Consider the following 25,496-nt stretch of genomic DNA (forward strand, 5'->3'; position numbering starts at 1 on the left):
GGAGAGGGGCAGCAGCAAATTTACTTCGCCTCGGCCAGCGCCTTAGCCTTCTCCTCTTCCTGCTGCTGAAGCTCGGTTTCCAACATCTTCTTCTCGTAAACCTTAAAGAACGGGTAGTAGATGGCCAGCGAGATAAAGAAGCAGATAAACACCAGCCCGCAGGCGATGAGGTTCCAGTTAGTGGTTATTAATGCCCCCAGCGGAGCCGGGACGGTAAACGGTGGTTTCACCATCATGCGCGGAATTAACCCGCTGATAGTAAACAGATACACCACCACGGTATTCACCATCGGCGCGAGGATAAACGGGATAGCAAGGATCGGGTTCATCACAATCGGCGCGCCGAAAATCATCGGCTCGTTGATGTTAAACAGGCCGGGAATAAACGACAGTTTGCCCAGCTGTTTCAGGTAAATCACCCGCGAACGAATAAACAACACCACCAGCGCCAGCGTTGAGCCGGTGCCGCCCATTTGCGCATACCACTGGAAGAACTGCTCGGTAAAGATGTTCGGCAAGTCGTAAGCGCTAACGCCGGACTGGAACAACTCCATATTCTGGACAATCGCCTGATCCCACAGCGGACGGATCAGCGGCCCCATCACCGCGTGGCCGTGGATCCCCAGCACCCAGAACACATCAATAAACAGCTGAGTTACGATGCCGCCAAACAGGTTTGTGCCGGTCATAAAGCCCTTCAGCGGCATGATGATGTAGCTGATGATGGCGTTAATATCAACATTCAGGAAATGGCGGGGTATCCAGAAAATCAGCACCACGGCAAGCGTCGGGAACAGCGCTGAGAACGAGCTGGCAACGACCGGCGGTACGCCAGCTGGCATTTTGATTTCTATATTGCGTACTTTAATAAAGCGATAGATCTCAATCGCAATCAGAGAAGAAATGATCGCCCCAAACAGCCCCTGCGAGCTAAGGGAAGTGATAGGAATATAGCGCCCGGCAACGGCCTCCCCGGCGACCGTCACGCCTTGTTTAATATTCACCGGCACAATCATCAGCAGGGTCGCCAGCATCGCCAGCAGGCCGCTGGTAATGTCGTTCAGCTTGTAGCTCTTACCGAGGAAAGATCCGATGGTAAAGGCCGCGTACAGCGACATCAGCCCAACCGTGAAACGGAACGGCACATCCAGCATATCGCGCCACGGCGCGATAAAGTCCATGTAGCCCTTGATTGGGATATTCAGCAAAATAACGAAGAAAGACCCGACGATGGTTAGCGGTAAAATAGAGATAAGCCCGTTGCGGATCGCCTGCATATGCCGCTGGTTGCCGATAGCGTTAGCCACCGGCATCAACTTTTCGGCCAGCCTGTCAAAGCTAGACATGGTCAGCCCCCTCAAACCCATTATTCTCAATGACATCGCGGAACCAGCGCCCGGATTTTTTCAGCGAACGCTGCTGCGTTGCCAGCTCGAGACGGTAGAAACCATAGCGATTTTTATAAGCGTTCTGCCAGGACCAGCAGTCGATGAAGGTCCACATCTGATACCCGAGGCAATGGCTCCCATCCGCAATGGCGCGGTGCAGCCAGCTCAGGTGCTCCTGCAGGAACTCAATCCGGTAATCGTCCTGTACTTCACCGTCCACCATAAACTGCTCTTCGTCCATAATGCCGATGCCGTTTTCAGAGACAAACCACGGCAGGTTGCCGTAACGTTCTTTCACCAGCATCGCAATGTCGTAGAGCGCCGGAGGATAAATCTCTATGCCGCGCGAGGTATTCATGCGCCGCCCCGGCATCACGTATTCTTCAAAGAAACGCTCTGGCACAAAGCCGTGAGGTTCCTCAAGCAGCGTTTCACGCGCCTTAACTCGCCGCGGGCGATAGTAATTAATCCCCAATAGTTCAACGCGAGTTGCGGCAATAAGCTCGCAGTCGCCCGGCAGAAACTCCGGCATCAAATCATGCTCTTTCAGCAGGGCAATCAGTTCGTCCGGGTAGCGCCCGAGCAGAATCGGCTCGTTTATGCTGCGCGTATAGAACAGGTCGGCCATCTCCGCCGCATGCCGGTCTTCCTCGCTATCGCTGCGCGGGTAAACCGGGATCACGTCCATAATGATGCCTATCTGGCCCTCAAGATTTTGTTCTCGCCAGGCGGCAACCGCTTTGCAGTGAGCCATAACGATATGGTGAAGCACCTGAGTCGCCCGGCGGAAATCGGTGACATAGGGATAATGGCGGGGATGCAGATAGCCCGCTTCCGCAGGAATAAGCGGCTCGTTGAAGGTAAACCAGTAGCGCACTCGGTCGCCAAACAGCCGGTAACAAATACCGGCATAACGGGCAAAAGCATCCACCACTTCGCGATTTTCAAAGCCGCCCTTTTCCTGCAAGGCCATCGGCATATCGAAATGGTAGAGGTTGATAAACGGCTCGATCCCCTGACGGGTAAGCTCGTTAATCACATCGTTATAAAACTGTACCGCCTGCGGATTTACTTCTCCGTCGCCGTCCGGGATCAGGCGTGACCACGAAATCGAGGTGCGGAACGAGTTAAGGCCGATATTTTTCGCCAGTTGGATATCTTCCTTCCAGCGCTGATAAAACGTTGAAGTATCGTCGGAGGTCACGCCGTTATAAAAGCGCTCATTAAACTGGTGCGAGGCGTGATCCCAGATGTTATCGCCCTTGCCGTCACCCTCAACCCGGCCCTCAGACTGCGTGGCGCTGGTCGCGGTGCCCCACCAGAAATTTTCAGGAAATCGGTAATCCATCAGACCTCCCGTTATGCGCTTTTCAGCAGCGAAATCGCATGGTCGAGCACTTTGTCGCCCTGCATCGCGCCGTACTGCATCATATCGATGGCGGCAACCGGCACGCCGTGAGGCGCAGCAGCGGCGCTCAGGCTTTGCAGCTGGAATTTGACCTGCGGCCCCAGCAGGATAACGTCCGCCTCGCCGACTATCTGCTCAAAGTCCGAAACAGGCACGGCGGTTATTTCCACCTCAATATCGCGACTGCTCGCAGACTGCCTCATTCTTTCCACTAACATGCTGGTAGACATACCGGCGGCACAGCATAAGAAGATTTTTTTCATCACTTTTCCCTCAGAGAATCAACGCGGTGTCCGCAACACGCGGCAAAATATATTCTGGGTAGTGGCTAAAAAAGCCACAAGAGAGGGGCAACACAGATTCGTTTTTAACGGCTGGTACTTTTGGCGGGAATGTGTGATTTAAAAAGAATTATATTTAATAAACAAAGAAATAAGACTGTTACTTTTCAGCTTTTACGCGTCCACCTGGGCGCTTTTATTGGCAAGAATGGCGGTGTCGTCACAGATATAGAACCGCACGACGCGTTTCTCTCGATATGTTTAAAAAAATTGAAAATATGTATATATCGCCAAAACATGTCGATGCCATCGACATATTTCGATGACATGTTTAAAAAATGGGAAAAAATGTACATGTTGCCTTGATGTGTCGATGCGGCGTACCTATACTGTGAACATGTCGAAAAAATAAGGTTTTTTAAACATGTCCTGGCACCCGAAGCAGCCGTTCAATCAACTCCCTTTTCTGCCCCCTGAGCTTGAGCAAATTGAAACCCGCGCGGTTCTTAAAGCCTGCATTAATGCCAGGGCAGCGCTGGCAGAGCTTAAAGCTGCGGGGCAACTGCTCCCGGACCAGGGGCTGTTGGTTAATATCCTGCCGATGCTGGAGGCAAAGGACTCATCCCGAATTGAAAATATTGTCACCACCAGCGACCAGCTCTTCCAGTACGTTGACCGTGCCGGGCAGGCCGACCCTGCCACGAAAGAAGCCCTGCGCTACCGCACAGCCATGTACGAAGGTGTGAGCCATCTTGCAACTTATCCGCTCTGCACCACAACGGCGATTCAGATTTGCACCACGCTGCGCGCGGTAGAGACAGATGTGCGTAAGACGCCGGGCACTGTACTGCGCGATCAGAATCTGAACGTGATTTATACGCCGCCTGAAGGTGAGGAAGTTATCCGCAGTTTGCTCACGAATTGGGAGAAGTTTCTTCATCAGGAAGACGATCTGGACCCGCTGGTAAAGATGGCAATTGCGCATTACCAATTCGAGTGCATTCACCCCTTCCCCGACGGTAACGGGCGTACCGGCCGCATTCTGAACATCCTTTACCTTATCCAGACTGAACTGCTCACATTGCCCGTACTTTATCTCTCGCGCTTTATTCTGGAGAATCGCTCGCAATATTACGCCCTGCTCCGCGACGTGACGGCAAAACAGGACTGGGAGGGTTGGATTTTATTCATGCTGGAGGCAGTATTCGAAATGGCAAAATGGACGACCAGGAAAATCGGCGTCGTACGTGAGTTGATGACGAGCACCACGGAGTATGTTCGCGAGAAGCTGCCGAAGATTTATTCCTGGGAACTCATCCAGGTGATGTTTATGCAGCCTTATTGCCGCATAGAAAACATCGTTGATGCAGGGCTGGCACAGCGCCAGACGGCCTCCAGTTACCTGAAGCAGCTGGTTGAAATCGGCGTGCTGGAGGAGATGAACTCTGGTCGCGAAAAACTTTATCTGAATATTCGCCTGCTCAACGAGCTGAATACATAACGCCTTTCCTCAACCGCACTAAAACTCTACGTCGCGTGGTTGAGGAAGGCCTGAGCCTACTCCCTTATAAATTCCCCACGCCACCATCGACCAGCAAATCCGTGCCCACCACAAAGGCCGACTCATCGGAAGCCAGGAATACCGCCGCTTTCGCCAGTTCCAGCGCGGTGCCCAGGCGGCCAATCGGCACCAGAGCGCGGATCTCGTCTCTCAGGGCATCTGCTCCCAGGCCGTTTCCTAACTTGCCCAGAGCGGGCGTTTCGGTCGGGCCGGGGCTAAGCCCGTTAACGCGGATGCCTCGCGGATGCAGCTCCCCTGAGAGCGTACGCGCCAGGGAGAGAAGACCCGCTTTACTCGCCGCATAAGCATTGGTTTGCGGCAGGCCAATACGGGCGCTAACCGAGCCACAAACAATCACCGACGAAGGGTTGGCAAGCTGCGCAAGAAGCGCCTGAAGCAGGAAAAACGGGCCTTTGAGATTGGTATTCATCAGCCGGTCATAGGCGTCTTCGTCCCACTCTTCCAGAGGATGATGGGTCACATCTCCGGCGTTGATATACAGCACGTCAATCTGCGGCCAAAGCTGCTTTAGCTCGTCGGCCACCTTCTGCTGCCCGGCAACATCGCCAGCGTCGCTTTTGATGATATGCACATTGCCCAGCAGCGCTTTGACATCGGCCAGGCCCCGCTCGCTACGCCCGGTTATCGCCACCGTTGCGCCTTCGGCAATAAACTGCCGCGCCGTCTCAAGGCCAATGCCGCTGGTACCGCCGGTAATTAAAGCGTATTTGCCGTTTAGTCTGCCCATCATCTTCACCTCTTTAATCATTGGTGAAGCCATTATTTCCGCTATAGTATCCTTTGGGTAGTAGGCACCAAATGGATACTAAAGCACCAAGTTGAGCGCATTAACGCGCGACAGGAGCGAGCATGACAAAAAATATTTCGCCCCTGCCTCAGGCAGGCAGCAGCTGCCCGATGGTGAGCTTCGTGAATCTCGTTTCGGGGAAATGGGCAATCCCGATCCTTTATCGCCTGATCGTGATAGACGAGGCGGTGCGCTTTAGCGACTTACAGCGAGCGGTTCACCCCATCACCCAGAAAGAGCTGACGCGCCAGCTGCGCCAGTTTGAAGCACGGGGATTAGTAGTCAGGCAGGTCTTCGCCGAAGTCCCGCCGCGCGTGGAATACCAGATTACGGCGCTGGGAAAATCTCTGCGCCCTACGCTCGATTCACTTGCCGAATGGATGACGGAAAACGCCGGAGAAATGGAACAATCTCGTCCCTGAGAATGTGAAATGAGCTAGCCGAACACTTCGTCGACCAGCGCGCTGGCAAGGCGCATAGCCGAGCAGATACGCGGCATACCCAGCGCCACGCCCTGCCAGCTTTGCGTGATGGAATAACTCACCGGCTGCCGCTGCGTATCGCACCCATCGCCGAGCCAGATTAAAGCGTCTTTATGCTCCAGCAGGCCCGGTGAAGTGGGGGCTGCCAGCCAGTCATGATAATAATGGCGGGTACGTGCCGAGGCGTTAACATCCTCGGCAAGACGGCCAATCGCCAGGCTGCGCAGGTGCTCAATCAGCTCTTCTTTCTGCGGCAAACTTCCGTGGCTCACGGCATCGCCGAAGGTTCCCCAGCGCAGTTCTTCCAGCGCAACGTAGCAGCGTGCGGCCGGGGAGAACGAGAAATAATGCCCGCTACGCCAGCGGGTAAATATCTGCTCGCAGTGAACCTTGCCCTGGCGCACCAGATCCGTTTGCCGGAATTCCGCTTCCATTTTGCTTAGCTGCAAAGAAAGCTGCTGGCGTAAAGCCAGCAGTCGCTCACGCGCCGCAGCAGAATGATGGGCCGTGCGGGCAGAAACCGGCTCCAGCTGCCCAATCCTCTCGCTAATTTGGCTGTTGGCGAGATAGCTCTTTGCCCGGTCGGCGGTCAATACTCCGAGCCTTGCCAGCGAGGCCTCCAGCTCATCCTGCGGCGGCATGCCCGCCAGCCCGGAGCGCAGGCGCTCGCCGCCCATGAACAGCTCCGTAAGCTGCTGATAAAAATCTTTGCTTTGCTGGCTTTGCCACGGCTGCCGCGCCACATCAATACTCAGTGCAAAATCGACGGCAAATTTTTCGCTAATACATCCGAGGGTTCTTACCGGCCCTTCCATTAATAGACTGCTCATTATTGCTCCGCTGTGAAAAGCGTCTGGATATCGTCCCGCAGCAGGCGGGTATCCTCGTGAATATAGCGAGCCGTTCTGACGCTTTGTTCGAGCTGGCTCTGCAGGGAAATCAGCACCGTATCATTCTGCTGCCTCGCCGCCAGACTTTGCTGCAAATTGCTGCGAATAGCATCCAGTGCCTGGGAAAAGTCGGCAAAAAAGGTCGCCATACCGGCGGTTACGGAAATGTCGATTTGCGCCGTAATCGCCTGGTTAATTTGCGCCAGAATGGTGGAAACGTGAGCGTGAAGCTTCTGCTGAAGCCGGATCAGATCGATAACATAGCGGCTGTGGGTGGCAGCATAATCTTCCCAGCCCCAGTCCACGCCGTTCAGCCAGCGGGCAAGAACGCCACGCATCCCACTTTGCGGCTGCATTTCCGACATCAGCACTTCCTGATGGTCGATAACATTGCTAAAAGCCTGCCGGGCATCAAAGCTGAGCTGGTTGGCATTAAACGCAGGAAGGCTTATCTGCGCGCGGAATCCCGCCACCGAAAGCCCGTCGCTTACCCGCTGCTCTACAGGCTTCAGGGCTTCCCGCAACGTATGGCACAAGCCCGCCTCCAGGTTGCTGAGCAGGGTGCCAAGTTCCCCGGTTAAGGTCTCCTGAGCGGCCAGCAAAATACTCTCGCTGGAGGCGCGAACTTTATGCAACAGCAGGCGGGCAGAGCTTTCATCCTCGCCCATTAATTTTTCGCTACCCGGCGCAAAATCCGCGTTACGGGTCAGCGCCTGCGGGTAGAGTGGATGCCGCCTTCCCTCCCCGAGCCGCCCGGTCTGGAAGTATTCATCCAGATCGGCATGGATCTGGGTTTCAAAGCGCTGCACGAACGACGCGATGCTGGCGAGCGCCCCGGATACCTGCCCCTGAATCACCAGGCTTACCGACTGCTGCGTGCTTTGCAGCAGCTGCATATCCTCTTCAAGCTGCCGGATATTCTCATGCAGGCTATCGTTGGTTACCTGTAATCCCTGGCAGCGGAAGTTCAGATAGCTTTCGGCTCCGTCGGCGTAATCAAGCAGTTTGTGGCACGCGGCGCGCAATGTATACAAAGAGGCGTTGGCATGTGCGGCATGCAAAATAGTTTCAATCGGCGACTCAAACATAGAGTCTTCCCACAGCAGATCGGCCGCATGGCGAAGGTGTTCTATATCGGCTAAATCCGCGCTGCGCCAGCGTCGGCCCAGCGCCGCTTCGGCAAAGTCCTGTACCCAGCGCTGCTGCTCCGGGTCCGGCAGGCGGCCATGGGTAGCCAGTTCGTAACGAGCGCGATTGGCAAGATAGCCCCACATGCTGGAAACCGGAAATACTCTGTCCGGGTCGATGCTGCCCTTCATCAGCGTCCCGGCAATCATCGCCTTGACCTGGGTTTCATCGTCGCTATTTCTGTCTTTTTGATCGAATTTATTCACCAGAGCATACAGCGGCACCGACTTGCTGACGCCCAGCACCGCCTGGCGTACCTCTTCATCAGAGATGGACTTCAACTGGGTGTAATCCATTACCGCCAGTACAGCAGAGGCCTGCGCCAGCTGCTCCCTGAGCATTTTTTGCAGATGCGGCTGCCCGGCTTCGTTTGGCCCCGGCGTGTCCAGCAGGGTCAGTTGCCCGTGGCCATTCTTCAGCCCGGCCAGATGCACAAACTCCACCTCGATAACCGGCACATGCTCAATCGCAGCATAGGCTTTAAACGGGAACGCAACGTCCAGCACCCGGGAAAGCCGCACCAGATCGTTCAGGCTTTTCAGGCAGTGAAAAATCGGCTGAGCGCCAAGATAGTGGCGTTCAAATCCGGTGCCGTTGGCAATACGGGCGATTAGCGCATCCATATCACGGTCGATTTCCAGCTTGCCCGCCAGCATTTCGCGGTCGGTCGTCAGCAGCTTTTCCTGTAGTTCCGCCATCAGGCTTTCAATCGGCTTAACGTGCGGAAAATGCAGCACCGGTTCGCGCTGGCCCGGCGTATGGCGAATCAGCGTTGGCAGCGCGGTCATCGGCCGATTACGGTTGGGCAATACCTCGGTACCAACGATGGCATTAATGGTGGTCGACTTCCCTGCCTTCATGGTGCCCACAATAGCCAGCACCATTTCATGCTGGGTTATTTTGCGCCTTTCGTTTTGCAGCATATCTTTCTGTAATTCGATACCGCGTGGGCTAAACTTCAATGGATGTACACTGGCCACAGGGTTGTTTTTTTCATTCTGTAAAGCCAGCGGAGCGACTTTGAGCGCGTTAAGATTTTGCAGCGCTAATTGCAATAGCCGCTCGGCTTCCTGACTCAATTCAAAAACAGTTTGTGTGTGCATAAAAAATGTTTCCTTAACTCAAATTACCCGGTTTATCTCTGCCAAACTTTTTTTGTAATCCTGGCAATACCGGTTTTTATAATTACGTGAGGAAAATAATTTATTAATTAACATTACACCATGCCGCGATCCTGGCTTTTAAGTCGCTTTGCCAGACCTGCGGAGAAATAATGGTGAGATGCGGTATCCAATACTGCACCAGCGGAAATAATTGCTCGGGCGAAGCAATATGGCTTGCAAGAAGCAACTCTCCGTTATCGAGTTCCCTGATGGTCTTTTGAAACGGTAATAACTTGCGTTGTTTGAAATGTTCGGCTGCCTGAGCCGAAACTTGTAACAATACTTCAGTTTTTACCCTTTCGCCCCCAGGGTCATCCTGGTTATCAATTAATGGATAAAAAATAGCTTTTCGCTGAGGACTATTTTCATATTCATACCCTACAACCAATAAATCTGGAATAGCCCGCAGAGTAATAAAGTGATTATGGCTTTTTATGTCGTACCACGGATAAAACGCAGCAAGCCCTACGCGCTTGGTAATGCGTAACAGGTCGTTTACGTTAAACTGTCCTTTTAAATGCGAAGAGAGACGCTTTTTCCCCTCGCCGACGTCCTCCAGAATAGCACCAAGCCGGTTCAAATCACGATACGCAGTTCGCATATCTACATCAAAACGCTGGCGGATAATATCAGCGGAAAGGGTTTCCCCCTGATAAAGACTTAAGACGATTTCGGCCAGTCGATCTGCAACTTTTACTTTTGCGCCTTTCATTCTCATCGGTTCCTGCCTCTGTATCGGTACATCCATAGGCCCAACCATACCCCTGTCAAGTGACAGGAGGTGTCAGCGCAATACGCTTTTTTTTATTTTTTCAAACAGGTATAGCGCAGCAGCCCACGCTGGCATAGCGGCCCGTAGCTGAATGAAACTAAGTTAAATTAGCCTTATTTAACGGCAATTAAAGCCCGAACTTTAAGTTAAATTTTGCGCTTATTTTCTTGAATGACATGATTTTTGCGTATTAACAGCAGGATGGTGGCTCAGCGGGCCTGAAAGGGTCGCAATAATCCCTGCAAATGTAGGGTTTTGATGTATAATCCCGGCACTTTTTCGCGATTCAGTACGCTTTCGTCGTCAAATCGCTATTTATCATTAATTTATCTTACCTTGAGGATCAGATAATGCAGCTCCCTCATTGCCCGAAGTGCAATTCCGAATACACCTATGAAGACAACAGTATGCTTATCTGCCCGGAGTGCGCTCATGAGTGGAACCCGAACGCCGCTGGCGAAGAGAGCGACCAGCTGGTGGTTAAAGATGCCAACGGCAATCTGCTGGCCGATGGCGACAGCGTCACGGTAGTCAAAGATCTGAAGGTCAAAGGCAGCTCTTCGATGTTGAAAATTGGCACCAAAGTGAAGAACATCCGCCTGGTAGAAGGCGATCACAACATTGATTGTAAAATTGACGGTTTTGGCCCTATGAAGCTGAAATCCGAGTTTGTGAAGAAGAATTAATTTCTGCACCGCAGGCAGCGTTTTGCTGCCTGCCCCCGCCTGGCTTACCTTTCCCGCACCACCTACACTTCTTCTGTACTCTCAACGCAGAGGATTTAGCGATGTCTTTAGCACCCTACATCTCATTAGACGGCCGCTGTAACGAGGCTATTGCCTTCTACCAGCAGGCCCTGAACGCCGAATTGACGTTCAAAATCACCTTTGGAGAAATGCCCAAAGAAGCGGGTAACCCGGAAGAGTGCAGCGGCGCGTCCGAGTATTCAGCCGACAGTATCATGCACGCCAATTTACGGATTGCCGGCAACGAATTGATGATGAGCGACGGTAATATGGGCGGCGAAAAGTCCCGCCACAGCGGCTATGCGTTGTGCCTGGCCACGCATGATGTTGATGAAGGAAAGTGCTGGTTCGAGAATCTGGCCGTGGGCGGCAAGGTCACAATGCCGTGGAGCGAAACCTTCTGGGCGAAGGGCTATGGCTCGCTGACGGATAAGTTCGGCATTCCGTGGATGGTCAATGTCGAAAGAGAAAGATAGTTTATTCTGTTATTCATCTCAGGCCCGAAACTCCGGGCCTTTTCTTTCTCTTCAGGATTAAAAAACCAGGCAAATCAACAGCCATTATTTATTCATTTTTTTGATGTTAATTTATTTATTCCTTTCTTGCACATTTATTCCGCAACAATGAAAAGGTGCCAGGATGATTCTCAACCTGCACATTTTTATTAGTGTATTAAGCAGAGGAATTATTATTTAAGTGATAGTGAAATTTATTTAATGAAAGCACTACGATTCGCCAGGATATAGAATATATCATGCCAGAAATGCTCTATTTATTATTCCATCATTCCATTTTTTCCCTCCATTCTCCGGTGATTCAGATAACTGATTGATTACTCAAGCCCGCGGCGGCTGACTTTAACTCTTCATCGGACAGAAACTAATCGTTAACAAAACCGTCACTTTCCCCCTGCACCATAAGGCAACTTTTGAAGGAGGCCCGCGATGCACTTGTCCAGACATCCGACCAGTTACCCAACCCGCTATCAAGAAATTGCCGCCCGGCTCGAGCAAGAGCTGCGCAACAACTACCGCTGCGGCGACTATCTGCCGGCAGAAAGCCAGCTTGCCGCCTACTACGAAGTCAACCGCCACACGCTGCGCCGCGCCATCGATGAGCTGGTGAACAAGGGCTGGGTTCAGCGCCGCCAGGGCGTTGGTGTCCTGGTGCTGATGCGGCCGTTCGACTACCCGCTAAACGCCCAGGCCCGCTTTAGCCAAAACCTGCTTGACCAGGGCAGCCACCCGACCAGCGAACGCCTGCTGGCGGTACTGCGCCCGGCGTCTCAGGACGTAGCCGACGCGCTTGGCCTTGCAGAGGGCAATAACGTTATCCACCTGCGCACCCTGCGCCGGGTCAACGGTATCGCGGTGTGCATCATCGACCACTATTTTTCCGAGCTGAACTGGTGGCCCGCTCTACAAAGCTTCCACAGCGGTTCGCTGCATGACTTTATTCACGACCAGCTGGGCACGCCTTTAACCCGCGCCCAAACCCGCATCAGCGCCCGCCGTTCCCAGGCTAAAGAGAGCCGCCTGCTGGAAATCCCCAACATGGCTCCGCTGCTTTGCGTACGCACCCTTAACCATCGTGAAGGCGAAGCCAGCCCGGCGGAATACTCCGTCAGCCTGACCCGCGCCGACATGATTGAACTCACCATGGAGCACTAAATGGACGCCAGCCATTTCAACACCGAACAGCGCCGCGCGTGGATGGCGGTGTTGTCCCACAGCCAGGCCAGCGAGCTACAGGCGCGCTGGGATAGCCTGAACATTGCCCCGGACTACACGCTTATCCGCGCCCCGGAAATCGGCCTGGTGCAGGTTCAGGCTCGAATGGGCGGCACCGGCCAGCGCTTCTTTACCGGCGACGCCACGCTGACCCGCACGGTGGTGAAGCTGGCAAGCGGCACCTACGGCTACAGCTACCTGCTGGGCCGCGACAAGAAACACGCCGAATGCTGCGCGGTTATCGACGCCCTGATGCAGGAATCCGCTCACTTTCAGACGTTACAAGAAACCCTCATCGCACCGCTGGCGGCCAATCGTGAACAACGCCTTGCCGCCCGCCGCGCCGAAGTTAACAGCAGCCGCGTGGACTTCTTCACGCTGGTTCGCGGAGATAACGCATGACACTAATGACCGCTTTTACCCTCCCTGTGCAGGATGCCCAGCAGAGTTTTCGTCGCCTGCTAAAAGCGATGAGCGAGCCGGGTGTGATTGTCGCGCTAACCTCGCTACAGCAGGGCTGGCAGCCTCTGAACGTTGCCACCACCAGCGTGCTGTTAACCCTTGCCGACAACGACACGCCGGTGTGGATAGACGACGCGCTGAGCAACGAATCTGCCATCCAGAATATTCGCTTCCATACCAACGCCCCGCTGTGCGAGCAGCCCGAGCAGGCGCAATTTGCCGTGGCGAGCGAGGCCATCTCTTCCGGTCAGTTGAACCTGCTGGCTCAGGGTTGTGATATTGCTCCCGACACCAGCGCCACGCTTGTCCTGCAGGTTTCCAGCCTCAGCGGCGGCCGCATGTTGCGCCTGACCGGAGCCGGGATCAACGAAGAGCGGATGATTGCCCCCCAGCTTCCTGAATGCGTGCTGCACGAGCTGACCGAGCGCCCGCACCCGTTCCCGCTGGGCATCGACCTGATTTTAACCTGCGGCGATCGTCTGCTGGCGATCCCACGGACCACCCATGTGGAGGTGTGCTGATGTACGTTGCCGTCAAAGGGGGCGAGAAGGCAATCTCCGCCGCCCATGCCCTGCAGGAGCAGAATCGACGCGGCGATGAAACGCTAAAAGAACTCAGCGTCGCGCAAATTGAGCAGCAGCTTGGCCTGGCCGTTGACCGCGTGATGACCGAAGGCGGTATCGCCGACCGCGAACTGGCGGCGCTGGCTATCAAGCAGGCCAGCGGCGATATGATTGAGGCGATTTTCCTGCTGCGCGCCTACCGCACCACTCTGCCGCGTCTTGCGGTTAGCGAGCCGCTGAATACGGCGGAAATGCGCCTCGAACGCCGTATTTCCGCCGTCTATAAAGATGTTCCGGGCGGCCAGTTACTCGGCCCGACTTACGACTATACCCACCGGCTGCTGGACTTCACGCTGCTGGCGAACGGCGAAGCGCCCGAGCTGGATACCGCAGATGAGCAAAGCGCTCCCTCACCGCATGTTTTCAGCATGCTGGCTAAACAGGGGCTGGCGAAAGCCGAAGAAGATAACGGAGCGCAGCCCGACGATATTACCCGTGATCCACCGGTTTACCCCTGCTCGCGCTCTTCACGCCTGCAACAATTGGTGCGCGGCGACGAAGGTTATCTGCTGGCGCTGGCCTACTCTACCCAGCGCGGCTATGGCCGTAACCACCCGTTTGCCGCCGAGATCCGCAGCGGCTATGTGGATCTCGAAATCGTGCCGGAAGAGCTGGGTTTTGCGGTGAACATCGGCGAATTGCTGATGACCGAATGCGAAATGGTTAACGGCTTTGTCGCCCCGGATGACGAACCGCCGCACTTTACCCGCGGTTACGGTCTGGCATTCGGCATGAGCGAGCGCAAAACCATGGCGATGGCGCTGGTTGATCGCGCGCTCCAGGCTCCCGACTACGACGAAACCGTCGCCGGGCCGGCGCAGGACGAAGAGTTTGTGTTATCCCACGCGGATAACGTCGAAGCGGCAGGTTTTGTTTCCCACCTCAAGCTGCCTCATTACGTGGATTTCCAGGCCGAACTGGAGCTGCTTAACCGCCTGATAAAGGAGCGAGCAAATGGCTAACCTAAGCGGCTATAACTTTGCCTATCTGGACGAGCAAACCAAACGCATGATCCGCCGCGCCATCCTTAAGGCGGTGGCGATCCCGGGTTACCAGGTGCCGTTTGGCGGCCGCGAAATGCCGATGCCTTACGGCTGGGGCACCGGCGGCATCCAGCTGACCGCCAGCCTGATTGGCGAAGCCGACATGCTGAAGGTCATTGACCAGGGCGCGGACGACACCACCAACGCCGTCTCTATCCGCAATTTCTTCAAACGCGTAACCGGCGTAAACACCACCGAACGCACGGAAGACGCGACGCTGGTGCAAACCCGCCACCGCATCCCGGAAACGCCGCTGACGGAAGACCAGATCCTGATTTACCAGGTTCCTATCCCCGAGCCGCTGCGCTTTATCGAACCGCGTGAGACGGAAACCCGCACCATGCACGCCCTGGAAGAGTACGGCGTGATGCAGGTGAAGCTGTATGAGGATATCGCCCGCTTTGGCCATATCTCCACCACTTACGCCTACCCGGTGAAGGTGAACCATCGCTACGTGATGGACCCGTCGCCAATCCCAAAATTTGATAACCCGAAAATGAATATGTCTCCCGCGCTGCAATTGTTTGGCGCAGGCCGCGAAAAACGTATTTACGCCGTGCCGCCGTTTACCCGCGTAGAAAGCCTCGACTTTGACGATCATCCCTTCCAGGTCCAGGAGTGGGAAGAGCCGTGCGCCATCTGCGGTTCACGCCACAGCTACCTTGATGAAGTGGTGCTCGACGACGCGGGCAACCGCATGTTCGTTTGCTCCGATACCGACTACTGCCGCCAGAACAGTGAGGCCTCTCAGTCATGACCAGCCCGTTACTTTCGGTGAATAACCTGACCCACCTCTATGCGCCCGGCAAAGGCTTTATGGATGTGTCTTTTGACCTGTGGCCCGGCGAGGTGCTGGGTATCGTCGGCGAGTCCGGCTCCGGCAAGACCACGCTGCTAAAAGCCATCTCCGCCCGCCTCGCGCCGCAGGAAGGGGAAGTGATTTACCTCGACCGCTCGCTGTATGAGATGTCTGAAGGCGACCGCCGCCGCCTGCTGCGCACCGAATGGGGCGTGGTACACCAGCACCCGATGGACGGCCTGCGTCGTCACGTTTCTGCCGGCGGCAATATCGGTGAACGCTTAATGGCAACCGGCGCGCGCCACTACGGCGATATCCGTGCAACCGCCCAGCGCTGGCTTGAAGAAGTAGAAATCCCGGCCTCACGCATCGACGATCTGCCAACTACCTTCTCCGGCGGCATGCAGCAGCGCCTGCAAATCGCCCGCAACCTGGTCACCCACCCGAAGCTGGTATTTATGGATGAGCCAACCGGCGGGCTGGATGTGTCGGTGCAGGCCCGCCTGCTCGATTTGCTGCGTGGCCTGGTGATGGAGCTGAACCTGGCCGTGGTGATTGTCACCCATGACCTGGGCGTTGCCCGCCTGCTGGCCGACCGCCTGCTGGTCATGAAGCAGGGCAAAGTGGTGGAAAGTGGGCTGACCGACCGCGTGCTGGACGATCCGCATCACCCGTATACCCAGCTTTTGGTGTCTTCCGTCCTTCAGAATTAGGTACTCGCTATGACCAGAATACGGGTTGAAAACCTGAGCAAAACATTTGTCCTGCACCATCAGCACGGCATTCGCCTGCCGGTGCTGGCAAACGCCTCGCTGGAAGTTGAAGGCGGAGAATGCGTGGTGCTGCACGGCCACTCGGGCAGCGGCAAGTCCACTCTGCTGCGCTCGCTGTACGCCAACTATCTGCCGGATGAAGGACACATCTGGGTGAAGCACGACGGCGAATGGCTGGATATCGTGCAGGCTCCGGCGCGGCAAGTGCTGGCGGTACGCCGCCAGACCATCGGCTGGGTAAGCCAGTTTCTGCGAGTGATCCCACGTATTTCGGCGCTCGAAGTGGTGATGCAGCCGCTGCTGGACCTGGGCGTACCGCGTGAAGAATGCGAGGCAAAAGCCGCCGAACTGCTGACCAGGCTGAACGTGCCTGAGCGCCTGTGGCACCTTGCACCGTCCACTTTTTCCGGCGGCGAGCAGCAGCGCGTCAACATCGCTCGCGGCTTTATCGTCGATTACCCCATTTTATTGCTGGATGAGCCAACCGCCTCGCTGGACGCCAAAAACAGCGCCGCCGTGGTGGCTTTAATTCAGCAGGCAAAAGCGCGTGGAGCGGCCATCGTCGGCATCTTCCACGACGAAGCAGTGCGTGAACAGGTGGCCGACCGCCTGCATGAGATGACAGCGATGGAGCCTCAACATGATAGTCAATAATGTTCGCCTGGTACTGGAAGATGAAGTGGTCAGTGGCTCGCTGGAAGTGGCCGACGGTGTGATTCGCAACTTTGCCGAAACCCAGAGCCAGCTGCCGGGCGCACACGACGGCGGCGGCGGCTGGCTCCTGCCGGGGCTGATTGAGCTGCACACAGATAATCTGGATAAATTCTTTACCCCGCGCCCAAAAGTTGACTGGCCGGCACACTCGGCAATGAGCAGTCATGACGCATTGATGGTCGCCAGCGGCATCACCACCGTGCTGGACGCGGTAGCCATTGGCGACGTGCGCGACGGCGGAGACAGGCTGGAAAACCTGGAAAAAATGATCAACGCCGTAGAGGATACGCAAAAACGCGGCCTCAACCGCGCCGAGCATCGCCTGCACCTGCGCTGCGAGCTGCCGCACCACACCACGCTGCCGCTGTTCGACAAGCTGGTCGACCGCGAACTGGTTTCCCTGGTGTCGCTGATGGACCACTCGCCGGGCCAGCGCCAGTACGCCGAACTGTCGAAATACCGCGATTACTACCAGGGCAAATATCACCTGACGAACGAGCAGATGGACCGCTTCGAGGAAGAGCAACTGACGCTGGCGGCACGCTGGTCGCAGCCAAACCGTCAGGCCATTGCCGCCCGCTGCCGCGACCGCAATATCGCGCTTGCCAGCCACGACGACGCCACCTCGGCACACGTTGTTGAGTCGCATGAAATTGGCAGCGTCATTGCTGAATTCCCGACCACGCTGGAAGCAGCCGAAGCCTCACGCCGCCACGGCATGAGCGTATTAATGGGCGCACCCAACATCGTGCGCGGCGGTTCCCACTCCGGCAACGTGGCGGCCAGCCATTTGGCGCAGGCCGGGCTGCTGGACATCCTCTCCTCAGATTACTATCCGGCAAGCCTGCTGGATGCGGCATTCCGCGTGGCGCACGACGACGGCAATAGCTTCACGTTAGCTCAGGCGGTGAACCTGGTGACGCGCAACCCGGCACGGGCGCTGAATCTGAACGACCGCGGCACGCTGGCGGAAGGGAAGCGGGCGGATTTGGTGCTGGCGCATATGCACGGCGACCACATCCACGTCGATCACGTCTGGCGCCAGGGAATTCGGGTGTTCTGATGAGTAAACTAATCTGGCTGATGGGCCCGTCCGGCTCCGGCAAAGACAGCCTGCTGAGCGCTCTGCGCCAGCAGGAGCACGAAAGACTGTTGGTGGCGCATCGCTATATCACGCGCGCCGCCGACGCAGGTTGCGAAAACCACGTCGCGCTAAGCGCGAAAGAGTTTGACCAGCGCCAGCAGCAGGGTCTGTTTGCCCTGAGCTGGCAGGCGCATCACCAGTCATACGGCGTCGGCGTGGAGATGGATATATGGCTCGAAGCCGGATTTGATGTGGTGGTTAACGGCTCCCGGCAGCATTTACAACAGGCTCGGGAGCGCTATGCGGAAGCGCTGGTGCCGATTTGCCTGCAAGTTTCTACCGACGTTCTGCGCTATCGCCTGGAACAGCGTGGGCGGGAAAATGCGGAGCAAATCGAGCAGCGGCTGCAACGGGCGGCACTTTACGCGCCGGAGGGGGATGATTGTCTGGTACTCAACAACGACGGGAGTCTGCTACAGTCAGCCGAATTATTTATGCGGCTGCTGGCCCGGCACCGCTCGAACGTCATCCCTCTTCACCGCAAGGAGCCTCGCCATGTCTGATGTTGTTAAGTTAAAAGCCGCCGCTATCGAAGACAGTGATACCGTTTACCGCATGATCTGCGAGTTAAAGCAGGCCAAAGCCGACCGCCCTGGCTTTAACGCCTGCTTCGCCGAGAACCTGCGCGACCCAAATATTTATTATCAGCTGGCGTGGCTGGGCGACAAAGCGCTGGGCATGATTAGCCTGCATCTGCAATATCATCTGCATCATGGCCGCCGCATCGGCGAGATTCAGGAACTGGTTGTCATGGAGGAGGCTCGCGGGCACGGCGTGGGCAAACAGCTGCTGGCCTGGGCCGAAGCGCAGGCTCGAAAAGCCGCTGCGGAGCTGACCGAGCTTTCTACCAGCACCGGCCGTAAAGACGCGCACCGCTTCTACGAGCGGGAAGGCTACCGCGCAACTCATCTGCGGTTTACCAAACCGGTGGAGACCCCCAATGACGCTGAAGTTAACGCTTAGCGGTACCGGCGGAGCGCAGCTCGTCCCCGCCTGGGGCTGCGGCTGCGCGGCCTGTTCACGCGCGCGCGCCAATCCCGCTCACCGCCGCCGCCCGTGCAGCGCGGTCGTGAAATATAACGAAGCCGTCACGCTGCTGGACGCCGGGCTGCCCGGCCTGATGGATAGCTGGCAGCCGGGTGAATTTCAGCAGTTTTTACTCACCCACTACCATATGGACCATGTGCAGGGGCTATTTCCGCTGCGCTGGGGCGTGGGCGATAAAATCCCCGTCTATGGCCCACCCGACGAGCAGGGCTGCGACGATCTGTTTAAGCACCCCGGTATGCTGGACTTCAGCCACACCGTCAAGCCGTTTGTCGCCTTTACTCTCCAGGCTTTGCGCGTAACGCCGCTGCCGCTTATCCACTCTAAGCTGACCTTCGGCTACCTCTTTGAAACGGCATACAGCAGGCTGGCGTGGCTCAGCGATACCGCCGGGCTGCCGGAGAAAACGCTCAAGTTTCTTGCCGCCAACCGCCCGGAAGTCGTGGTGATCGATTGCAGCCGTGAACCGAGGCCGGAAGCGCCAAAAAATCACTGCGATTTATCGACGGTGATAGCGCTGAATGAGCAAATAGGCAGCCCGAGGGTGGTGTTGACACACATCAGCCACCAGTTCGACGAATGGCTGATGCGCAATAACCTGCCTGCGGGCTTTGAGGCGGGGTTTGACGGCCTGGAGATAGTGCTGGATTAGCGGTCTTCGTCATCCTGAAGTCGGCGCTCTTCATCGTCCAACTGCTGGCGTTCATGATCGAGCTGGTTCTGACGGTCGTCAAGCTGACGGCGGCGGGATTCCAGCTGGCGATAACGTTCTTCATTCTGACGGCTGAGCGCACGAACCTGCCGATCGTCGTCATCGCGATCGTCGTGGTAAACGCGGTCGCCGCCTGGTTTGTACGCGTCGCTAAACGCCTGCTGAATATTGCCGATAGCATCATCGATAACATCCGCCTGAGCGAAAGGCGCCGCCAGATAAAGCACGCCGAACAGCAGCGCCGTTGTATATTTTTTCATGAGGTCAGTCTCTGAGTTGGACTGGCCTCAGGTTAGACAGCGGCCGCAGGGTGAAGTAGCGGAGGAATCTCAAATTCGCGGCTGCTCAAGGGCGCTAATCGCCTCCACCCTGGCCTGATGACGACCGCCCTCGAACTGCCCGGCAAGCCAGCTATCCACAATCATTTTTGCCAGCTCCAGGCCCACCACTCTTGAGCCAAAGGCCAGAATATTCGTGTTATTGTGCTGGCGAGAAAGGTGCGCCGAGTAAGGCTCGCTGCATACCACCGCGCGAATGCCGGGGAATTTGTTAGCGGTAATGGAAATACCCACGCCGGTGCCACAAATCAAAATTCCGCCTTCCACCTCACCGCTCACAACGGCCCCGGCCACCGCGCTGGCGTACTGCGGATAGTCGGTGCGCTCCCCGGACCAGGTTCCTTTGTCCACCACTTCAATCCCCTTCTCCAGCAGGTGCGCGACTATCTCCTCTTTCAGCAGGAAACCTACGTGGTCGCACCCAAACGCAATTTTTTTCATCGTCAGCCTCACAGTTAGGGTAACTTTACGAACCCGGCAACTTCTGTGATTTAGGACCGGTTCACTGCCCAATTTATCGGCAAAATCGCCGGGTTCGTGGACATTTCTACACCGATGAGCTTTACAGCGCAATGGTATTTTTGCCAGTAAACGTGATTCACCCAGCGCTTCAATCACCATCAAAATCAAATTAAATTATTTATTTTCATGTAGTTACTTTAATTTATTTGATCGGTAAAACTTCACAACAAATTAAACTTTATGAATTAATTATTTTTGTGAAGTTGATAGCATATTTTCTGTCCACGCTGTGATGTTATAGTTGTGCCTTCACTTTATGGACATCAAGAGAACATGATGAGTCAGTCTGAAATTGATTCACAGTTGCCGAACGGCATCGGCCTCGCTCCCTGGCTGCGCATGAAGCAGGAAGGGATGACGGACAACGAAAGCCGCATCGTCGACTGGCTGCTGAAGCCAGGCAACCTGAGTGATGCCCCGGCAATAAAAGACGTTGCCGAAGCGCTTTCCGTGTCGGAAGCAATGATCGTTAAGGTTTCAAAACTGCTGGGGTTCAGCGGGTTTCGTAATCTTCGCAGCGCGCTGGTGGCCTATTTTTCCGAGTCGGAGCAGGTACTGCCAACCGAACTGGCATTTGATGAAGCGCCGCAGGATGTGGTCAACAAAGTGTTTAACATCACGCTGCGTACCATTATGGAAGGGCAGTCGATCGTTAACGTGGACGAGATCCACCGCGCGGCTCGCTACTTCGCGAAGGCAAAACAGCGTGATTTGTACGGCGTCGGTGGTTCAAACGCCATCTGCGACGATATTCAGCACAAATTTCTGCGCATCGGCGTGCGCTGCCAGGCCTACCAGGACGCGCACATCATGATGATGTCGGCGTCGTTGCTAAAAGAAGGTGATGTGGTGCTGGTGGTTTCCCATTCCGGGCGCACCAGCGATTTAAAAGCGGCGGTGGAACTGGCGAAAAAAAATGGGGCCAAAATTATTTGTATTACCCACAGCTACCATTCGCCGATTGCACGCCTGGCTGATTTTATTATTTGTTCGCCAGCACCAGAGACGCCTTTACTGGGCAGAAACGCTTCCGCGCGTATATTACAACTAACATTATTAGATGCACTTTTTGTTTCTGTAGCCCAGCAAAACATTGAGCAGGCAACTTTAAATATGCAAAAGACCGGCGCTATTGTGGATTTCTTTTCACCTGGCGCACTGAAGTAAAAATAACAGATCCCGTTATCACGGGATCTGACTGTACCCTACACTGAGAATATTATTATGAATAAATATCTGAAAATATTCAGCGGCGCTGCTATGGGCCTGATGTTATCCACCAGCGCTTTTGCAGCGGCCGATTATGCGGTGATATTAAAAACATTATCCAACCCTTACTGGGTCGATATGAAAAAAGGGATAGAAGATGAAGCAAAAACGCTGGGCGTCAGCGTCGATATTTTTGCTTCGCCTTCGGAAGGTGATTTTCAGTCCCAGCTACAGCTTTTCGAAGATCTCGGTAATAAAAAATATAAAGGCATCGCCTTTGCACCGCTCTCTTCCGTTAACCTGGTAGTGCCGGTTGCCAACGCCTGGAAAAAAGGCATTTATCTGGTCAACCTCGATGAAAAGATCGATATGGATAACCTGAAAAAAGCCGGCGGCAATGTGGAAGCATTTGTTACCACCGATAACGTCGCGGTCGGGGCAAAAGGTGCAGGCTTTATCATCGACAAGCTCGGCGCCCAGGGCGGCGAAGTGGCGATTATCGAAGGTAAAGCGGGCAACGCGTCCGGTGAAGCGCGCCGCACAGGTGCCAGCGACGCCTTCAAAAAAGCGGGTCAGATAAAGCTGGTCGCCAGCCAGCCTGCCGACTGGGACCGTATCAAAGCGCTCGACGTTGCCACTAACGTTTTGCAACGCAACCCAAACCTGAAAGCCTTCTACTGCGCGAATGACACGATGGCAATGGGCGTTGCCCAGGCGGTTGCCAATGCCGGAAAAGCCGGGAAAGTGCTGGTAGTCGGCACCGACGGCATCCCGGAAGCACGCAAAATGATTGATGCCGGGCAGATGACCGCCACCGTCGCCCAGAACCCGGCGGATATTGGCGCCACGGGCCTGAAGCTGCTGGTTGACGCGGCAAAAACTGGCAAGGTGATTACGCTGGATAAAGCGCCGCAGTTCAGCCTGGTGGATTCGGTGCTGGTAACGAAATAGTTGTGGCCTGATGCCCTCACCCCGGCCCTCTCCCACAGAGAGAGGGAGAAAAAGGTAGCCCTCTCCCACAGGGGAGAGAGTTAGGGTGAGGGGAAACCTTCGCTAAAAATGATTGAGGCTCGTCATGGTCACGCCATACATTGCAATGGCGGGGATCGGCAAATCCTTTGGTCCGGTTCACGCATTAAAATCGGTTGATTTAACAATATTCCCCGGCGAGATCCATGCTTTACTCGGGGAAAATGGTGCAGGTAAATCAACCTTAATGAAAGTCCTGTCGGGTATTCATGAGCCGAGCAAAGGCACTATTGTTATTAATGAAGTTAATTACGATAAACTCGACCATAAGCTGGCAGCAAAACTCGGCATTGGCATTATTTATCAGGAACTCAGCGTTATTGATGAATTAACCGTGCTGGAGAATCTTTATATTGGCCGCCACGCGACCAAAAAAGTTTTTGGCATCAATGTTGTGGACTGGAATGAAATGCGTATTCGCGCCGCAATGATGTTATTGCGCGTGGGGTTAAAAGTCAGCCTTGATGAAAAGGTAGCAAATTTATCCATAAGCCATAAGCAGATGCTGGAAATAGCCAAGACCTTAATGCTTGATGCCAAAGTCATTATTATGGATGAGCCCACTTCTTCTTTAACCAATAAAGAGGTGGATTATCTCTTCCTGATAATGAATCAGCTGCGTAAAGAGGGAGCGGCGATTGTTTATATCTCCCACAAGCTGGCAGAGATCCGCCGCATCTGCGACCGCTACACGGTAATGAAAGACGGCAGCAGCGTGTGCAGCGGCATGGTCAGCGACGTTTCCAACGACGATATCGTACGCCTGATGGTGGGACGCGAGCTGCAAAACCGCTTCAACGCCATAAAAGAAAGCGCCGGAAACGTTGAGCGCGACACGGTGTTTGAGGTGAAAAACGTCACCAGCCGCGACCGTAAAAAGGTGAAAGACATTTCATTCAGCGTCAACCGGGGCGAAATCCTGGGCTTCTCGGGGCTGGTCGGCTCCGGGCGTACCGAGCTGATGGACTGCCTGTTTGGCGTGGATAAACGCTCATCCGGGGAAATTCTGCTTAACGGCAACAATATTTCGCCCCGCTCGCCGATGGATGCGCTGAAAAAAGGCATGGGCTACATCACCGAAAGCCGCCGCGACAACGGTTTCTTCGCCAACTTTTCGATAGCCCAAAATATGGCTATCAGCCGCAGCCTCAAGCACGGCGGCTACAAAGGCGCGATGGGGCTATTCAGAGAAGCCGAGGAGCGTAAAACCGCCGAAGCACAGCGGCTGCTGCTGGCGCTGAAGTGCCACAGCGTAGATCAAAATATCACCGAACTTTCCGGCGGTAACCAGCAGAAGGTGCTGATTTCCAAGTGGTTGTGCTGCAACCCGGAGGTTCTCATTTTCGATGAGCCAACGCGCGGCATCGACGTGGGCGCCAAGGCTGAAATTTACAAAGTGATGCGCCAGCTGGCCGATGACGGAAAAGTCATCCTGATGGTGTCATCCGAACTTCCCGAAATTATCGCCGTCTGCGACCGCATTGCCGTGTTCTGCGAAGGGCGACTGACGCAAATCCTGAGCAATCGCGACGATATCAGCGAAGAGGAGATTATGGCATGGGCATTACCACAAGAATGAAGCGCGACGAAAGCGAGAAAAAGCCGTTTAATTTCGTGCAGTTCTGGGACAAGTACGGCACCTTTTTCATCCTTGCGATCATCGTCAGTATCTTCGGCACGCTGTCGGCGGAATATTTCCTGACGGCCAGCAATATCAGCGCCATCTTCGTGCAAAGCTCGGTCACGGTGCTGATTGGCATGGGCGAGTTTTTTGCGATTTTAGTGGCGGGTATTGATCTGTCGGTGGGCGCGATTCTGGCGCTGTCCGGCATGGTGACGGCCAAACTGATGCTGGCGGGCGTTGACCCATTCCTGGCCGCATTAATCGGCGGCGTACTGGTTGGCGGGCTTTTGGGGGCGATTAACGGCTGCCTGGTGAACTGGACCGGCCTGCATCCGTTCATCATCACGCTCGGCACCAACGCCATCTTCCGCGGTATTACGCTGGTTATCTCTGATGCCAACTCGGTTTATGGCTTCTCGTTTGGCTTCGTGAACTTCTTTGCCGCCACGCCGCTGGGCATTCCGGTGCCGGTTATTTTCTCTTTGATAGTCGCGGCCATTCTCTGGTTCCTGACCACCCGAACACGTCTTGGCCGCAATATTTACGCTCTCGGCGGCAATAAAAACTCGGCCTTCTACTCCGGCATCGACGTGAAGTTTCACATGCTGGTGGTGTTTATCATCTCCGGCATCTGCGCCGGACTGGCTGGCGTGGTGTCGACGGCACGCCTCGGTGCGGCCGAGCCGCTGGCGGGGATGGGCTTTGAAACCTATGCCATCGCCAGCGCCATCATCGGCGGCACCAGTTTCTTCGGCGGCAAAGGGCGCATCTTCTCGGTGGTGATAGGAGGCCTGATCATCGGCACCATCAACAACGGCCTCAATATTCTCCAGGTACAAACCTATTACCAGCTGGTGGTGATGGGGGGGCTGATCATCGCCGCGGTGGCCCTGGATCGGTTAATCAGCAAGTAAATTCGTCGTCTTTCGAACGGCAGATGCGTTGGCTGCATCAGCTCACCCCAGTCACATAGTTAGCTATGCTCCTGGGGACTCGCAGGCTGGCCGCCTTTCTGTCGTCCGAAATCCATAGAATTACAG

28 protein-coding genes are annotated in these 25,496 nt (G+C 55.2%); 19 read left to right on the forward strand and 9 right to left on the reverse strand.

Annotated elements, in window-relative coordinates; genetic code table 11:
- Positions 1-20 precede the first annotated feature (20 nt).
- From FOC35_RS07065 to FOC35_RS07075, 3 genes are read right to left on the reverse strand one after another with little or no spacing between them, the layout of a single operon-like run.
- Positions 21-1,346 carry a PTS sugar transporter subunit IIC gene (locus FOC35_RS07065; RefSeq protein WP_039897820.1) on the reverse strand — a complete coding sequence of 442 codons (1,326 nt, stop codon included), beginning with the start codon at positions 1,344-1,346 and terminating at the stop codon, positions 21-23.
- The gene (locus FOC35_RS07070) at positions 1,339-2,736 is read right to left on the reverse strand and encodes a glycoside hydrolase family 1 protein (RefSeq protein WP_172568533.1); all 1,398 of its coding nucleotides are present in this window, start codon (positions 2,734-2,736) and stop codon (positions 1,339-1,341) included. The genes FOC35_RS07065 and FOC35_RS07070 overlap by 8 nt, the downstream gene beginning before the upstream one ends.
- An 11-nt stretch (positions 2,737-2,747) precedes the next feature.
- Positions 2,748-3,059 (reverse strand): PTS sugar transporter subunit IIB, encoded by a 312-nt coding sequence (locus FOC35_RS07075; protein WP_172568534.1) that lies wholly within the window; start codon positions 3,057-3,059, stop codon positions 2,748-2,750.
- A gap of 442 nt (positions 3,060-3,501) precedes the next feature.
- On the opposite strand from FOC35_RS07075, the gene fic reads away from it, so the two are divergent.
- Entirely contained in the window at positions 3,502-4,578 is a 1,077-nt protein-coding gene (gene fic / locus FOC35_RS07080) for a protein adenylyltransferase Fic (RefSeq protein WP_172568535.1), read from the forward strand.
- Between the two features lie 64 nt (positions 4,579-4,642).
- Here fic and FOC35_RS07085 read toward each other — a convergent pair whose 3' ends face one another.
- Complete coding sequence (locus FOC35_RS07085) at positions 4,643-5,386, reverse strand: SDR family oxidoreductase (protein WP_172570335.1); 744 nt, start codon at positions 5,384-5,386, stop codon at positions 4,643-4,645.
- A gap of 122 nt (positions 5,387-5,508) precedes the next feature.
- Between FOC35_RS07085 and FOC35_RS07090 the strand changes: the two genes are divergently transcribed.
- Complete coding sequence (locus tag FOC35_RS07090; RefSeq protein ID WP_072145784.1) at positions 5,509-5,868, forward strand: helix-turn-helix domain-containing protein; 360 nt, start codon at positions 5,509-5,511, stop codon at positions 5,866-5,868.
- 14 nt (positions 5,869-5,882) lie between these two features.
- On the opposite strand, the gene FOC35_RS07095 is transcribed toward FOC35_RS07090, so the two are convergent.
- From FOC35_RS07095 to FOC35_RS07105, 3 genes are all read right to left on the reverse strand, one after another.
- Positions 5,883-6,758 (reverse strand): diguanylate cyclase regulator RdcB family protein, encoded by an 876-nt coding sequence (locus FOC35_RS07095; protein ID WP_016517503.1) that lies wholly within the window; start codon positions 6,756-6,758, stop codon positions 5,883-5,885.
- Positions 6,758-9,109: a clamp-binding protein CrfC gene (gene crfC, locus FOC35_RS07100; protein WP_172568536.1), complete on the reverse strand. Its 2,352-nt coding sequence runs from the start codon at positions 9,107-9,109 to the stop codon at positions 6,758-6,760. The genes FOC35_RS07095 and crfC overlap by 1 nt, the downstream gene beginning before the upstream one ends.
- A gap of 103 nt (positions 9,110-9,212) precedes the next feature.
- Complete coding sequence (locus FOC35_RS07105) at positions 9,213-9,881, reverse strand: WYL domain-containing protein (RefSeq protein WP_115586368.1); 669 nt, start codon at positions 9,879-9,881, stop codon at positions 9,213-9,215.
- Positions 9,882-10,291: 410 nt separating this feature from the next.
- Between FOC35_RS07105 and FOC35_RS07110 the strand changes: the two genes are divergently transcribed.
- From FOC35_RS07110 to phnP, 13 genes are all read left to right on the forward strand, one after another.
- Positions 10,292-10,627 carry a zinc ribbon domain-containing protein YjdM gene (locus FOC35_RS07110; RefSeq protein WP_016517500.1) on the forward strand — a complete coding sequence of 112 codons (336 nt, stop codon included), beginning with the start codon at positions 10,292-10,294 and terminating at the stop codon, positions 10,625-10,627.
- Positions 10,628-10,728: 101 nt separating this feature from the next.
- Positions 10,729-11,163, forward strand: coding sequence for a VOC family metalloprotein YjdN (gene yjdN, locus FOC35_RS07115; RefSeq protein WP_172568537.1), 435 nt, complete (start codon positions 10,729-10,731; stop codon positions 11,161-11,163).
- Positions 11,164-11,631: 468 nt separating this feature from the next.
- On the forward strand, positions 11,632-12,357 hold the full coding sequence (gene phnF, locus FOC35_RS07120; RefSeq protein ID WP_172568538.1) for a phosphonate metabolism transcriptional regulator PhnF: 726 nt from the start codon (positions 11,632-11,634) through the stop codon (positions 12,355-12,357).
- Positions 12,358-12,819: a phosphonate C-P lyase system protein PhnG gene (gene phnG / locus FOC35_RS07125; RefSeq protein WP_172568539.1), complete on the forward strand. Its 462-nt coding sequence runs from the start codon at positions 12,358-12,360 to the stop codon at positions 12,817-12,819. It begins immediately after the preceding gene.
- Positions 12,816-13,400 (forward strand): phosphonate C-P lyase system protein PhnH, encoded by a 585-nt coding sequence (gene phnH, locus FOC35_RS07130; RefSeq protein ID WP_172568540.1) that lies wholly within the window; start codon positions 12,816-12,818, stop codon positions 13,398-13,400. The genes phnG and phnH overlap by 4 nt, the downstream gene beginning before the upstream one ends.
- A complete protein-coding gene (locus tag FOC35_RS07135; RefSeq protein ID WP_172568541.1) occupies positions 13,400-14,464 on the forward strand; it encodes a carbon-phosphorus lyase complex subunit PhnI in 1,065 nt (354 codons plus the stop codon). Before phnH ends, FOC35_RS07135 begins: the two co-directional genes overlap by 1 nt.
- Complete coding sequence (locus FOC35_RS07140; RefSeq protein ID WP_172568542.1) at positions 14,457-15,302, forward strand: alpha-D-ribose 1-methylphosphonate 5-phosphate C-P-lyase PhnJ; 846 nt, start codon at positions 14,457-14,459, stop codon at positions 15,300-15,302. The genes FOC35_RS07135 and FOC35_RS07140 overlap by 8 nt, the downstream gene beginning before the upstream one ends.
- Positions 15,299-16,057: a phosphonate C-P lyase system protein PhnK gene (gene phnK, locus FOC35_RS07145; protein WP_016517493.1), complete on the forward strand. Its 759-nt coding sequence runs from the start codon at positions 15,299-15,301 to the stop codon at positions 16,055-16,057. The genes FOC35_RS07140 and phnK overlap by 4 nt, the downstream gene beginning before the upstream one ends.
- Positions 16,058-16,066: 9 nt before the next feature.
- Positions 16,067-16,771 (forward strand): phosphonate C-P lyase system protein PhnL, encoded by a 705-nt coding sequence (phnL, locus tag FOC35_RS07150; RefSeq protein ID WP_172568543.1) that lies wholly within the window; start codon positions 16,067-16,069, stop codon positions 16,769-16,771.
- Positions 16,758-17,894: an alpha-D-ribose 1-methylphosphonate 5-triphosphate diphosphatase gene (gene phnM, locus FOC35_RS07155; RefSeq protein ID WP_172568544.1), complete on the forward strand. Its 1,137-nt coding sequence runs from the start codon at positions 16,758-16,760 to the stop codon at positions 17,892-17,894. Before phnL ends, phnM begins: the two co-directional genes overlap by 14 nt.
- Entirely contained in the window at positions 17,891-18,478 is a 588-nt protein-coding gene (gene phnN / locus FOC35_RS07160) for a ribose 1,5-bisphosphokinase (RefSeq protein ID WP_227318494.1), read from the forward strand. The genes phnM and phnN overlap by 4 nt, the downstream gene beginning before the upstream one ends.
- Positions 18,471-18,938, forward strand: coding sequence for an aminoalkylphosphonate N-acetyltransferase (gene phnO, locus FOC35_RS07165; protein ID WP_172568545.1), 468 nt, complete (start codon positions 18,471-18,473; stop codon positions 18,936-18,938). Before phnN ends, phnO begins: the two co-directional genes overlap by 8 nt.
- A complete protein-coding gene (gene phnP / locus FOC35_RS07170; RefSeq protein ID WP_172568546.1) occupies positions 18,916-19,674 on the forward strand; it encodes a phosphonate metabolism protein PhnP in 759 nt (252 codons plus the stop codon). The genes phnO and phnP overlap by 23 nt, the downstream gene beginning before the upstream one ends.
- Here the strand turns inward: phnP and yjdP are convergent.
- Together yjdP and rpiB are read right to left on the reverse strand one after the other, a co-directional pair.
- A complete protein-coding gene (yjdP, locus tag FOC35_RS07175; RefSeq protein WP_172568547.1) occupies positions 19,671-19,994 on the reverse strand; it encodes a DDRRRQL repeat protein YjdP in 324 nt (107 codons plus the stop codon). The two genes, phnP and yjdP, sit on opposite strands and share 4 nt — an antisense overlap.
- Before the next feature lie 69 nt (positions 19,995-20,063).
- Positions 20,064-20,513: a bifunctional allose-6-phosphate isomerase/ribose-5-phosphate isomerase RpiB gene (rpiB, locus tag FOC35_RS07180; RefSeq protein WP_172568548.1), complete on the reverse strand. Its 450-nt coding sequence runs from the start codon at positions 20,511-20,513 to the stop codon at positions 20,064-20,066.
- Positions 20,514-20,870: 357 nt separating this feature from the next.
- Between rpiB and alsR the strand changes: the two genes are divergently transcribed.
- The 4 genes from alsR to alsC all read left to right on the forward strand — a co-directional run bounded on the left by alsR (position 20,871) and on the right by alsC (position 25,370).
- Positions 20,871-21,761, forward strand: a complete 891-nt coding sequence (gene alsR, locus FOC35_RS07185; protein ID WP_039897815.1) for a D-allose utilization transcriptional regulator AlsR — start codon at positions 20,871-20,873, stop codon at positions 21,759-21,761.
- A 57-nt stretch (positions 21,762-21,818) separates the two neighbouring features.
- On the forward strand, positions 21,819-22,754 hold the full coding sequence (gene alsB / locus FOC35_RS07190; RefSeq protein WP_172568549.1) for a D-allose transporter substrate-binding protein: 936 nt from the start codon (positions 21,819-21,821) through the stop codon (positions 22,752-22,754).
- 124 nt (positions 22,755-22,878) lie between these two features.
- Positions 22,879-24,411: a D-allose ABC transporter ATP-binding protein AlsA gene (gene alsA / locus FOC35_RS07195; RefSeq protein ID WP_172568550.1), complete on the forward strand. Its 1,533-nt coding sequence runs from the start codon at positions 22,879-22,881 to the stop codon at positions 24,409-24,411.
- Positions 24,390-25,370, forward strand: coding sequence for a D-allose ABC transporter permease (gene alsC, locus FOC35_RS07200; protein WP_172568551.1), 981 nt, complete (start codon positions 24,390-24,392; stop codon positions 25,368-25,370). The genes alsA and alsC overlap by 22 nt, the downstream gene beginning before the upstream one ends.
- Positions 25,371-25,496: the final 126 nt, after the last annotated feature.

Origin of the sequence: Cedecea sp. FDAARGOS_727 (assembly GCF_012273235.1) — a bacterium.
GTDB classification, from domain to species: Bacteria; Pseudomonadota; Gammaproteobacteria; order Enterobacterales; family Enterobacteriaceae; genus Cedecea; species Cedecea davisae.

Coding starts and splice junctions, on each gene's coding strand:
- FOC35_RS07065 (WP_039897820.1), bottom strand. CDS start 1,346: ATGTCTAGCTTTGACAGGCTGGCCGAAAAGTTGATGCCGGTGGCTAAC.
- FOC35_RS07070 (WP_172568533.1), bottom strand. CDS start 2,736: ATGGATTACCGATTTCCTGAAAATTTCTGGTGGGGCACCGCGACCAGC.
- FOC35_RS07075 (WP_172568534.1), bottom strand. CDS start 3,059: ATGAAAAAAATCTTCTTATGCTGTGCCGCCGGTATGTCTACCAGCATG.
- fic (WP_172568535.1), top strand. CDS start 3,502: ATGTCCTGGCACCCGAAGCAGCCGTTCAATCAACTCCCTTTTCTGCCC.
- FOC35_RS07085 (WP_172570335.1), bottom strand. CDS start 5,386: ATGGGCAGACTAAACGGCAAATACGCTTTAATTACCGGCGGTACCAGC.
- FOC35_RS07090 (WP_072145784.1), top strand. CDS start 5,509: ATGACAAAAAATATTTCGCCCCTGCCTCAGGCAGGCAGCAGCTGCCCG.
- FOC35_RS07095 (WP_016517503.1), bottom strand. CDS start 6,758: ATGAGCAGTCTATTAATGGAAGGGCCGGTAAGAACCCTCGGATGTATT.
- crfC (WP_172568536.1), bottom strand. CDS start 9,109: ATGCACACACAAACTGTTTTTGAATTGAGTCAGGAAGCCGAGCGGCTA.
- FOC35_RS07105 (WP_115586368.1), bottom strand. CDS start 9,881: ATGAAAGGCGCAAAAGTAAAAGTTGCAGATCGACTGGCCGAAATCGTC.
- FOC35_RS07110 (WP_016517500.1), top strand. CDS start 10,292: ATGCAGCTCCCTCATTGCCCGAAGTGCAATTCCGAATACACCTATGAA.
- yjdN (WP_172568537.1), top strand. CDS start 10,729: ATGTCTTTAGCACCCTACATCTCATTAGACGGCCGCTGTAACGAGGCT.
- phnF (WP_172568538.1), top strand. CDS start 11,632: ATGCACTTGTCCAGACATCCGACCAGTTACCCAACCCGCTATCAAGAA.
- phnG (WP_172568539.1), top strand. CDS start 12,358: ATGGACGCCAGCCATTTCAACACCGAACAGCGCCGCGCGTGGATGGCG.
- phnH (WP_172568540.1), top strand. CDS start 12,816: ATGACACTAATGACCGCTTTTACCCTCCCTGTGCAGGATGCCCAGCAG.
- FOC35_RS07135 (WP_172568541.1), top strand. CDS start 13,400: ATGTACGTTGCCGTCAAAGGGGGCGAGAAGGCAATCTCCGCCGCCCAT.
- FOC35_RS07140 (WP_172568542.1), top strand. CDS start 14,457: ATGGCTAACCTAAGCGGCTATAACTTTGCCTATCTGGACGAGCAAACC.
- phnK (WP_016517493.1), top strand. CDS start 15,299: ATGACCAGCCCGTTACTTTCGGTGAATAACCTGACCCACCTCTATGCG.
- phnL (WP_172568543.1), top strand. CDS start 16,067: ATGACCAGAATACGGGTTGAAAACCTGAGCAAAACATTTGTCCTGCAC.
- phnM (WP_172568544.1), top strand. CDS start 16,758: ATGATAGTCAATAATGTTCGCCTGGTACTGGAAGATGAAGTGGTCAGT.
- phnO (WP_172568545.1), top strand. CDS start 18,471: ATGTCTGATGTTGTTAAGTTAAAAGCCGCCGCTATCGAAGACAGTGAT.
- phnP (WP_172568546.1), top strand. CDS start 18,916: ATGACGCTGAAGTTAACGCTTAGCGGTACCGGCGGAGCGCAGCTCGTC.
- yjdP (WP_172568547.1), bottom strand. CDS start 19,994: ATGAAAAAATATACAACGGCGCTGCTGTTCGGCGTGCTTTATCTGGCG.
- rpiB (WP_172568548.1), bottom strand. CDS start 20,513: ATGAAAAAAATTGCGTTTGGGTGCGACCACGTAGGTTTCCTGCTGAAA.
- alsR (WP_039897815.1), top strand. CDS start 20,871: ATGAGTCAGTCTGAAATTGATTCACAGTTGCCGAACGGCATCGGCCTC.
- alsB (WP_172568549.1), top strand. CDS start 21,819: ATGAATAAATATCTGAAAATATTCAGCGGCGCTGCTATGGGCCTGATG.
- alsA (WP_172568550.1), top strand. CDS start 22,879: ATGGTCACGCCATACATTGCAATGGCGGGGATCGGCAAATCCTTTGGT.
- alsC (WP_172568551.1), top strand. CDS start 24,390: ATGGGCATTACCACAAGAATGAAGCGCGACGAAAGCGAGAAAAAGCCG.